The organism is Enterococcus villorum (assembly GCF_007990225.1).
In the GTDB taxonomy this organism is placed as follows: domain Bacteria; phylum Bacillota; class Bacilli; order Lactobacillales; family Enterococcaceae; genus Enterococcus_B; species Enterococcus_B villorum.
In genome coordinates this window covers 1-10,620 of sequence record NZ_BJWF01000055.1, presented here as the reverse complement: position 1 = coordinate 10,620, position 10,620 = coordinate 1, and the positions used below count along the sequence as shown (strand labels likewise).

The following is a 10,620-nucleotide window of genomic DNA, read 5'->3' as shown; positions in this document are numbered from 1 at the left end:
TCAGCTGCTCTACCAACTGAGCTAACGGCCCAATGAATTTTACTTAATAATAGTAGCACTGTAAATTTTAAAATGCAAGTCTCGCTTAAAAAAAAAATCATAGAAAACTTTATTTCTTTATAGTAATTTATTCATAGATTATTCACAAAAGCTCGCTATTATATAAACATACCAACCAACAAAAGTTCTTGCAAGAGAACTAACCCTAACACTTTTTCATTTTTACTCCTTCCCGCCGTTTTCTAAACGGCGGGTATTCTAATTCTAATAAGAAAAACCACGTAGATAACCAACTTCTTCAAACCCCGCAGCATTTCCTTTTTGTTTAAAAATAATTTCCTTGTTTTTTTGTAGCGTGACTGTTATATCTGTACTGGCTTTTTCCCGAATGATTCGATTCATCAAACCTTGATGTGGAGCCATTAATGGATGACCGCCCTCTGTTTGGACTTCAATGGTTAGTTCAAGTTGCTGTTGTTTCATGATGATTACTAAGTTATTTTCTTTTCTGAAGATCGATAAAATTTTTGCACCATAGTAAGTACCAAAGCGATATTCTTCATTGTTGACCTGTAAAACAGAAATGACACCTAAAAAACGTCCTTTAAGAAAGGGAATCTCAGCTGCAGAAAAGAAAAATTGTGCATCAATCATTTCGAATTGATTGCATTGTGCCCATAAATAGGTGGCTGGAAACGAACTTCCCCAATCTTTTTCTAAATAACCAATGCCATGAGTAAAATCAATTTGCTGGTTATTCCATGTTAATTGTCCCTTCAAAGAATGTTTCATACTTAAGATGCCATGGTAACATTCCATAAATGACAAATAAGAAAAAGGTCCCATAATGCTCGGAGCATAATTGGTTCGGCGTAAAGGTGTAAAACTGCCGTAATCAATCGTTCCTGTTATTGTTAAATTGGGGCTTGTTAAAGAAAGAGAAAGTCCTTTTTCACTAAATGTATTTTTCCCGATTTCTATGAACAAGTGATCTTTTGCGACAAACAACTGGTCACTGTCAAAAAAGAAAATTTCGGATTGTTCATGACTGATCACTTGGATAAAAGGGCACCTTTCACCATTTTCTGCGATTGAATAACCTGGGATAAAAGAATAGACTTCATGCTCAATCTGATGTTTAAAATACCATCCTTCAAAAAAAGGAGAAGTTTGGTTTTCTCCTTGAAAAAATTTATCGGTTGTAATCATCATTATTTTCCTCCCTTTCGTCAAATTGAGTGTATCATGACTTGTCAAAAGAAGGATTAAATAAGCTTAGAAAATGAAAGCCTTTACTTATGGGAGGCATCATCTTATTAGAAGAAATTAGAGTGATCGTCAAAATGAAAGTACGATTGTTATTACGTAGTACATGATCTATTGGTTCCTTTGATTATGTCAAAAGAATCAAAGTAAAATTGTTTCATTTTGTCGGTAAATTTATTATAATTGAGTTACCTAGTTAAAAAGACTAGATTGGATGTTTTTAATAACTTTAATAAATGTTTGAGAAATCGACAAAGGAGATCAAACAATGGAAAAAATGCGTCAGCAATTAATTGAATGGGGAAAAGAACTGGAAAGATTTCATTTGCCTCAATGGGACGAGTTGCCCGACTTAGAGCTTTATATGGATCAAGTTAGGACATTGGTTGATCGTTATCTTTCACCAGTTATCCAAGGAGAAAAACATCCATTGCTTACTTCATCGATGGTCAATAATTATGTGAAATTAGGTTTAGTTCCTGCCCCAGTGAAAAAACGATACAACAAAGAACACGTCGCATTTTTAATTGCAATCACGACATTAAAACAAGTACTAACCATTCCAGAAATAAAAGAAGGAATTTTATTTCAAGGAAAAACGGTCGGTATCCGAGAAGCCTATAATCTATTTTGTCATGAACAAGAAAAAGCGATCAAAATGGTCAGCCAGCTGGCACAAGGAGAAATGTACCCACAAGTACTTGATCAAAAGATACCGGTGGAATATATCGCAGTTAGATCCGCCACCTTGTCATTTGCAATGAAACTATTAGCAGAAAAAACGATTAGTTTAGAAACTGAGTATTTAATTGAGGAGAAAAAAAATGAAAAATAAAGTAGCAATCCTAGTGGACTCAGGTACAGATGTACCCCAAGAGCTAATTGAAAAATATCAGATATATGTCATTCCATTAAAAATTATTTATAAAGATAAAGTATATACGGATAAAGTCGATATTACTCCAGAAGAAATTTATCAAAGATTACCTCAAGAAATTCCAGGAACTTCTTTACCTGATGGGGAAACCATTACTAAAATCTTTGATCAAATCAAACAAGACGGATACGAAAGAATTTTAGCTATCACTATCTCAAGTGGATTAAGCGGAACCTACAATATTGTACGATTAATTGCCCAACAACAAGAAGAGTTAGAATCGTATGTATTAGATACAAAAAATATTGGTATCGGAGCAGGTTTTTCAGCCATCCAAGCCGCAAAATGGTTAGAAGAAGGGATGGAATGGCATCAGCTAATCGAAAAACTCAATGAACTAGTGAAACGAACCAAGGTATTTTTTAATGTTGCTACATTGGAATATTTACAAAAAGGCGGACGAATTGGGTTAGTTGCTTCAATTTTGGGAAATGCTTTAAAATTAAATCCAATTATTTCTTGCAATGAAGAAGGGATTTATTATACGGTAGGAAAAGCCAGAGGGCGCAAAAAAAGTTTGGATCGAACAGTCTCTTATGTAAAAGAAAAAATAGGAACAGCCAAAAAATTTAATCTTGCTGTGGCTCACGGTGATGCCAAAGAAGAAGCATTGGCTATGAGAGAAAGATTAAAAGAAGAGATTCCGCAAGCACAACAAATTTATTTTGGACAGATTTCTCCAGCTTTAGTTGTTCACACTGGTCCAGGATTATTAGGTGTAGGGGTACAAGTATTAGATAATTAAGACGTAAAAGAATATCTTACTATAAAAAACAAGACAATTTTAATAACATAGCAATTTTTTTGAGGATGATAAAAGTCATCCTCTTTGTTATAAGTATAAGATATTCTAGAAGTGGCTTCTTCAAAAAATAAATTGAAACTAATTGAAGAGAGTGCTTCTGGGAAAAAGAGCAGACTTGCAAGATTATTTTTTTATTCGTAGCAGTTTCTTTTATGGCCCAAGCAATCCCCGTAGTTTCTACGATAATCCAGTGCTTTTATTCATAGACCTTCCATCAGAATGATTTTACCGTGAACTAGCACTTTTATAGGTATTGATAAATTTTGTCTATTCTGTTTTAAGATGAGTTTCGGACATTATATGTACATGATGTTTCTCATGATGCCATTCAACTATGGTTAGATGATACGATTTTGCGATTCATTCAACATTATTCTTCCATCATCAGATATTTCGTTATCCATCCTTTATTGTGCTATTTTGTGACTAAAATAATAGAGAAGAAGTACCGAATGATTAGTTGTATCCAGTTCTATGTTCTAGCCACTGTTTTTTTATTTAGGCTGATTATAATACCAAACAAAATAAAAAGGCAATAAGCTTCCTTATCCAAGGCATTCATCACCTCCCGGTAGAGAATGGGGGGATGAATGCCTAAATTAGTTAAAGTACAATGAATGTGTGAATTTTCTGGTAATTCTTAGTATTTTTTAGCTATTTTATCCATTATCCGATAATATTCGTGATTCTCGGTGTGAGAGGCTCAAATATAAAATAGATAGTATTCAACCACCATGTAATAAATAACACACTTGTAAAACTTAATGTAACAATTCCTAAAAGGATACTATAAATAGCCATTTTTTTGGATTCTTTATATAAAATGGCACGTTCATCTATTAATGGCAGTAAGATCATCAAAGAATTATCAGGATGTTCATTCAGATAATTTTCCCAAAAAGTACGTTCTTTTTTTGTATTGGGTGTACTCAAATAAAGAATAGCCAAAAAGAAGTCGAAGAGAACTAAACACAAGCCAATCCCAATGGTATTTTTTGATACCACCCAGCTGATTAGTGCCCCAACTGTGATGAATACACCAAGTGAACTAATCATTTTTAATTTTATTTTTCGTGAATTTTCCGTGAAATAAAATCTCTGATAATTAGCAAGGGTGACACGACGATAATTCAAATCATTCGTTGACAAATTCGGATAATTTTTCCTCACTAGATTGTCTTCGATCATTTTTACATTTTTTTTGATTTTCGCATATTTTAATTGTCTAAAAAAATAAATAATGGTCATAATGACTACTCTATAAAAGCCAAATTCATAAAAATTTTCCGTGAAAACACCTCAATGTAATTAATGTTGTTATCTTATCACAAAAATATAGGCTTATATGCGAAAAAATAAATCCTCTTTTTCATTTTTTTGAATAAAAATGGAATATTAACGATTAAATTTGTATAAAAGTGAATGATTTTTAAGAGGGTGAATTACTCGTCACTTTGATGATTTTTCTTCCATACGAGTCTGCTTTGTACTGTCATTTAGTTACATATACCCAATCTCAAATAGCCAAATAGAAATGGAATTTGTTGGATATGTATTAAATTTTGTGCTGTTGTTTTGATCATCATGACTAAACAATTTTTTTATCATAAACTCTCTAATAAAAATCAGTCGAAGAATGTAATAAAATTAAACCAAGTAAAAAGCTCTACTTTTGATTGTTTTTATCTATTAAATTTTTATTGTTCAAAGTGAAGACAAGTAATAGACAGAGATACTTTTTCAGCTAGATACAAAAAATAAAGAAACAATGAAATTGCATGACTACGCTACTTTGTTACAAAGATGAAACATCTCAAGAAATACGGTATAATAAAGAAAGTATGACAATAACAAAGAAGAGGTGGCTCTTTATGAAAAAAATTTTAGTTGTCGATGACGAAAAGCCGATTTCGGATATCGTTAAATTTAATTTAGCTAAGGAAGGCTATGATGTTTATACCGCTTATGACGGGGAAGAAGCCTTAGAAAAAGTAACTGAGGTGGAACCTGATTTGATTTTATTAGATTTGATGTTGCCGAAAATGGATGGATTAGAAGTAGCACGTGAAGTACGTAAAACTTACGACATGCCCATCATTATGGTTACAGCAAAAGACTCTGAAATCGACAAAGTACTAGGATTAGAATTAGGTGCTGATGATTATGTGACAAAGCCTTTTTCAAATCGGGAATTGGTCGCTCGCGTAAAAGCAAACCTTCGTCGTGGCGCTACTGCTACAAAAGAAGTGGAAGATGCAACTCCTTCTGAATTAGTGATTGGTGATTTAACGATCCATCCTGATGCTTATATGGTAACCAAACGTGGTGAAACCATTGAACTTACCCATCGTGAGTTTGAATTGCTTTTTTATTTGGCAAAACATATTGGACAAGTAATGACACGTGAACATTTACTTCAAACCGTATGGGGGTATGATTACTTTGGTGACGTGCGAACAGTTGACGTGACGGTCAGACGTTTACGTGAAAAAATTGAAGATAATCCAAGTCATCCTAATTATTTAGTGACACGACGGGGAGTGGGTTACTACTTACGTAACCAAGAACAGGAGTAATTGATGAAAGGAAAAGTGCGTTTTTTTCGATCAGTTAATTTTAAAATTGCGATTACGTTTATTTTGATTTTGCTGATCTCTATTGAAATTATTGGTGCTTATTTTATAAGAGGTTTGGAACGTTCAACGATCAACACGTTTATCAAAGACATGAATCAAACGGTTGAATCTTTAGCTACGACGATTAGTCCAGAATTAAATCGCAAAGATAATGCAGAAGTAGAAGAAGTAAATGCAAATATCAAGCGTTTTATTGAAAATAATGCATCAAGCGATATTATTGAGATTCGCGTAGTCGATGAAAAAGGAATCATAAGAGGCACCACAGATGTGAGCGATCAAAGTTCTGTTGGGAAAAAAAATGATTATGTGGATATCAATGATTTTACGACCAAGCGTTATGTAGCGTTAGATAATGATGATAAGCGAGTGAACATCAACATTCAACCGATTCTATCCCCGACCGGCGATGCCGTTATCGGGGCTCTTTACGTCAAAAGCAACATTGAACAAAAGTATTCAGAAATCAATAATACCGCCATCATTTTCTTCACGGCTTCAATGATTGCTGCATTTATCTCCATGATTGTTTCTGTCTTAGTGGCACGATCGATTACTCAACCAATTGGTGAAATGCGCGAACAGGCGATCAGAATCGCTCGCGGTGACTATAGTCGCAAAGTAAAAGTTCATGGACAAGATGAGTTAGGTCAACTAGCAGATACATTCAATCAACTAGCTGAAAGAATCGAAGAAGCACAAGATACAATGGAAGCAGAAAGAAATCGGTTAGATAGTGTCTTGTCACATATGACGGATGGAGTCATTGCGACAGACCGCAGAGGGAAAGTCATTACAATCAATGATATGGCTACTTCTTTGTTAGATGTAAAAAATGAAGAAGCAATCGGCCAATCCATCTTGACTTTATTAGATATTGACGAAGAATATACTTTACGTAAACTTTTAGAAGATCCAAATGAAATGGTCCTTGACCGTTCCATAGGTTTAATGGAAAGTGATCAAATGATTTTACGAGTAGATTTCTCCATGATTCGCAGAGAGTCTGGTTTCATTAGTGGGTTAGTTGCTGTGCTTCACGATGTCACTGAACAAGAAAAAACTGAAAGAGAACGACGAGAATTTGTATCCAATGTTTCTCACGAACTTCGTACGCCTTTAACGAGCATGCGTAGCTATATTGAAGCGCTAAGTGAAGGTGCTTGGAAGGATGAAGAAGTGGCACCTAATTTCTTGAAAGTGACGTTAGATGAGACGGATCGAATGATTCGTATGATCAATGATCTTTTAAATTTGTCACGAATGGATACAGGAAATACGCAATTACAATTAGAGTACGTGAATTTTAATGAACTAGTTAATTTTGTTCTTGATCGATTTGATATGATGGTTGGAAATCAAGAGAAAAATTACACAATCAATCGTGAATTTACTCAAAGAGATCTTTGGGTGGAAATTGATACAGATAAAGTGATTCAAGTGATCGATAACATTATGAATAATGCCATTAAATACTCTCCGGATGGTGGAACAATTACTTGCCGTTTATTAGAGACGCATAATAATGTCATCTTGAGTATTACCGATCAGGGACTAGGTATACCGAAGAAAGACCTAAATCGTGTTTTTGAGCGTTTTTATCGAGTGGATAAAGCGAGAGCGAGGGCTCAAGGGGGAACAGGGCTAGGCCTTGCCATCTCTAGAGAAGTGGTTAAAGCACACCGTGGTGCCATTTGGGCAGAAAGTAAAGAAGGACAGGGTTCGACATTTTATATCTCATTGCCGTATGAACCTTATGAGGAGGAATGGTGGGAATGAAAATTTCTGAGAAAGTTATTCGAACAGGCTTGATTCTAATGATTGCGTTAAGTCTCTATTTCTCTTACGTCATTTGGTTGAGTCCGGCTGGGAAAACTTCTATTGATCTGGACGAATCAAACTCACAAGTGATCGATTCACAAAATAGTCGAAAGGAATCAGAGGTCTTTCTTCCACTACATGTCACTTGGCTACATTCAGATCTTATTAGAGAAACCAATAGTGAAAATTTAGTTTCTCGGTTACAAACAGTAATTGAAGGCGCCAGATTTGGAAAAGTTTCAGAAATTGTCAATGGCGATGAAGAAAAATTCAATAAAATGAAAGCAATTGAGGAAGGAATTGAATTCACCTATAACGCGCCACTACTTCTTAGTGAATACAAAGAAGCATTCCAATTAAATTTAGACTTTACAAATCTTGCAAATCGAATTGAATCTATCTATTTTACACGTATCCAGTTCGATGAAAAAAATGAAAAAGTGCGTTTTATTAATTATGATAATCATTCCATTTATGAAACGAAACTTTCTGTAGATTGGGCGAGTCTAAACAAAGAGTTAGCTGCAACGGATGCCACATGGACTGAAATGAAACAATCACCTTCAGTCATAGAGCCTCAATATGAGACAAAAAGTAAGATCAAATTAAAAAAATATAGTTATATCTTGTCACAACAACCCTATACATTATTTAGAAATGCATTTTTTCAAAAACCAGATGAAGTCAAAACAAACAATGAAAGCAATGAATTGCTCTTCTATGATGGAAATGAAACAATGACGATTCATTCAGAATCACAAATTGTTGATTTTCGAGGAGAGATTGTAAAAGAAAATAAAGAAGGAAATATTTTTTCGCAAAGTTTTCCATATATCAGTAAGTTGGGGAATTCATTAGGGAATATGCGCTACTTTGATCGAGAGAAAAACCAAATCGATTATCGAATTTTCGTAGAAGGATTCCCGGTGTTTGGTTCAGATAGTAAGGGGAAAATAGGTATTGAAGTCAGTGACGATCGAGTGAATGCCCAAGTCAAGATACAAACAAGTTTGAATACGATCCAAGTACCAATTCCCTCCGATGAAGAGGTTGAATTACCAAGTACGGAGACGATCATCCAAAATCTTGTCGATAAAGGTGCGAATAAAGAAAAAATGGAATCACTCATTGTGGGGTATACTTGGCAAAATATTAAAGAAACCAATCGAGTCGTTGATTTATTACCAGAGTGGTATGTAAAGTATCAAGACAACTGGTATTCTGTCAATGAATTACTCGAACTTTTACCTGGAATGGAGGCGAAGTAAATGGATTTCAAAAAAATTGAATGGATTTTTTTCGTCGCGTTTCTAGGATTGAATGTTTTTTTATTCAGTAGTTACCAGGAAGCCCTTCGTCAAGAGAGCAATGTGATTCGTTCCGATCAAACCGAATCTATCCAACAACGCTTGGATAGCGAGGATATTTCTTATACGGGGAAAATTTCTAGTGAAAGTAGACAAGGGTATTATTTAAGTGCAGAAGAAACTAACCTTAGCAAGAAATTAGCAGAGCGTCCTTCAAAAGAACGTAGTGACACAGAAAAAAGAAGCTTATTGTCGAGTGGTATCGTGATCAATGATAATGTTTTAACAAAAACTCTATCAGAGACAGAGGCAGAAAATGATGTTTTTGATCCAGATAGAATGGGAAGTTCCATCACTAGCTTTTTAACTAAAAAAGATAACGTCTTATTTGGTAGTGATTACGGGTATATAAAAAACTTTTCTAATCTAGATAGTTCAACACCTGAGGTTCAAGCAAGCCAAAAATATGATGGACTACCTTTTTATGATGATACAGCAAAAATTGTCTTTTCATTAGAGCGCAAAGATAAAAATTATGTAGTGACTAAGTATACCCAAACTCATTTATCAGAGATTGAACAATTACGTGAAAAAACGGAACTACACACAGAAGAAGATGCGATCAAAACGTTATATATAAATAATAAGATATCACGTGGTTCTAAAATCCTTTGGCGACAACTGGCTTATTCATGTATTTTAAAAGTACGTGAAAAAAATGTATACGTTCCAGTCTGGTATGTTGCCATCGAAACATCAGATAAAACCATTCAAATAGAATCAGTTAACGCATTTAGTAACACGATTGTAACAAATAATACGATTCCAAAGGTGGAAGATCATTAAAAAAGTAGGTATAATGAAAAAAGTTTACAAGTTAAGAAGGGAAGTAGTCAAATGGCTGAAGAAAAACCAGCTTTTAAAATCAGCATATTAGCCAGTGGAAGTTCTGGAAATTCATTTTATATCGAAAGTGATAAAAAAAAGCTTCTGGTAGATGCTGGACTCAGCGGGAAAAAAATTACTTCTTTGATGGCTCAAATTGATCGAACACCTGACCAATTAGATGGAATTTTGGTTACTCATGAGCATCGTGATCATATTCATGGAGTAGGAGTATTAGCTAGAAAATATCATTTAGATGTATTTGCCAATGAAAAAACTTGGGAAGCGATGTCTCCATTAATCGGAAATATTCCTATTGAGCAAAAACATTTATTTGAAATGGGGAAAGTTCAAACTTTTGGTGATTTAGATGTTGAAAGTTTTGGTGTTTCTCACGATGCAGCAGCTCCACAATTTTATCGTTTTTATAAAGAAAATCATTCGTTTGTAATGTTAACTGATACTGGTTATTGTAGCGATCATATGCGTGGTATCATAAAAAACGCTGATGGTTATTTGATGGAGAGCAATCATGATTTAGAAATGCTACGTATGGGCCCCTATCCTTGGAATTTAAAGCAACGAATTTTAGGCGATCGTGGACACCTCTCGAATGAAGATGGCGCTTTAGTGATGACGGATGTAATTGGTGATCGTACCAAGCGAATCTATCTTGGTCATTTGAGTAAAGAAAACAATCTCAAAGAACTCGCTCATTTGACTATGGAGAACGTGCTTAAGGAAAAAGACTTAGGCGTAGGCTATGATTTTAACATCTACGACACCGATCCATCAGAAGCCACTGAATTATTTTCTATTTAGTGAAAGGTTGTGAAAAGCATGGTCTGCTTCAAGAATTAAGAACAAAAAGGCGAAAATAGCTCCTCATATTTTTGCCTTTTTGTTCTTAATTCCGTAGAAGCAATGCTTAGAACACCGTGGAAAAGGTTGTGAAAGAAGCGA

Annotated in this window: 9 protein-coding genes; 7 read left to right on the top strand and 2 right to left on the bottom strand. The window is 34.5% G+C overall.

From position 1 onward, the window contains the following. Positions 1-264 precede the first annotated feature (264 nt). Complete coding sequence (locus EVI01_RS12715) at positions 265-1,209, bottom strand: tocopherol cyclase family protein (RefSeq protein WP_025480689.1); 945 nt, start codon at positions 1,207-1,209, stop codon at positions 265-267. 325 nt (positions 1,210-1,534) lie between these two features. Between EVI01_RS12715 and EVI01_RS12710 the strand changes: the two genes are divergently transcribed. Both EVI01_RS12710 and EVI01_RS12705 read left to right on the top strand, forming a co-directional pair. After that, entirely contained in the window at positions 1,535-2,101 is a 567-nt protein-coding gene (locus EVI01_RS12710; protein ID WP_010751784.1) for a DUF1836 domain-containing protein, read from the top strand. Further along, the gene (locus EVI01_RS12705; RefSeq protein ID WP_010751783.1) at positions 2,091-2,948 is read left to right on the top strand and encodes a DegV family protein; all 858 of its coding nucleotides are present in this window, start codon (positions 2,091-2,093) and stop codon (positions 2,946-2,948) included. Before EVI01_RS12710 ends, EVI01_RS12705 begins: the two co-directional genes overlap by 11 nt. Positions 2,949-3,674: 726 nt before the next feature. On the opposite strand, the gene EVI01_RS12700 is transcribed toward EVI01_RS12705, so the two are convergent. After that, the gene (locus tag EVI01_RS12700) at positions 3,675-4,256 is read right to left on the bottom strand and encodes a hypothetical protein (RefSeq protein WP_010751782.1); all 582 of its coding nucleotides are present in this window, start codon (positions 4,254-4,256) and stop codon (positions 3,675-3,677) included. Positions 4,257-4,879: 623 nt separating this feature from the next. Between EVI01_RS12700 and yycF the strand changes: the two genes are divergently transcribed. Genes yycF through walJ form a run of 5 tightly spaced genes read left to right on the top strand, consistent with a single transcriptional unit; the run spans position 4,880 to position 10,479 of the window. Continuing rightward, the gene (gene yycF, locus EVI01_RS12695) at positions 4,880-5,584 is read left to right on the top strand and encodes a response regulator YycF (protein WP_010751781.1); all 705 of its coding nucleotides are present in this window, start codon (positions 4,880-4,882) and stop codon (positions 5,582-5,584) included. 3 nt (positions 5,585-5,587) lie between these two features. Further along, positions 5,588-7,423, top strand: a complete 1,836-nt coding sequence (gene walK / locus EVI01_RS12690) for a cell wall metabolism sensor histidine kinase WalK (RefSeq protein ID WP_010751780.1) — start codon at positions 5,588-5,590, stop codon at positions 7,421-7,423. Continuing rightward, entirely contained in the window at positions 7,420-8,733 is a 1,314-nt protein-coding gene (locus EVI01_RS12685; RefSeq protein ID WP_010751779.1) for a YycH family regulatory protein, read from the top strand. Before walK ends, EVI01_RS12685 begins: the two co-directional genes overlap by 4 nt. Continuing rightward, entirely contained in the window at positions 8,734-9,618 is an 885-nt protein-coding gene (locus tag EVI01_RS12680; RefSeq protein WP_010751778.1) for a two-component system regulatory protein YycI, read from the top strand. Positions 9,619-9,669: 51 nt separating this feature from the next. Beyond that, positions 9,670-10,479, top strand: a complete 810-nt coding sequence (gene walJ / locus EVI01_RS12675) for an exodeoxyribonuclease WalJ (RefSeq protein ID WP_010751777.1) — start codon at positions 9,670-9,672, stop codon at positions 10,477-10,479. The last annotated feature ends 141 nt before the right edge of the window (positions 10,480-10,620 follow it).